Genomic DNA, 293 nt, shown 5'->3' with positions numbered 1-293 from the left:
GGATAACCCCGATCGGAAGCGAGAAGACGATGCCCACGATCGACATCAACAGCGTGATCAAGAGACCGCCCCAGAGCGTCGTATCGATGACAGGCAAATGTAGCCAGGCAACGCCGCGCACCAGAACGAACACGGCAACGGGGTAGACGAGGAAGAACAGCAACGCCGCCACTTTGCGCCGCGGAGCCTTCGTCCACAGGAGCCAAACGATGAGGATGGCGCCGATTGCCTGCGCGAGGTCCACGCGCCACCGCTCGGAAACCGGGTACGCGCCGTATCGCAGGTAGTCGAAC

General features: G+C 62.1%; 1 pseudogene. It reads right to left on the bottom strand.

The window, feature by feature from the left end:
- A pseudogene (locus E5W70_RS30705) lies at window positions 1-293 on the bottom strand (amino acid ABC transporter permease); the annotation flags it as partial.

It is taken from the genome of Mesorhizobium sp., assembly GCF_005063415.1.
Classification (GTDB): domain Bacteria; phylum Pseudomonadota; class Alphaproteobacteria; order Rhizobiales; family Rhizobiaceae; genus Mesorhizobium.
This window is presented reverse-complemented; position numbering and strand designations above follow the sequence as displayed.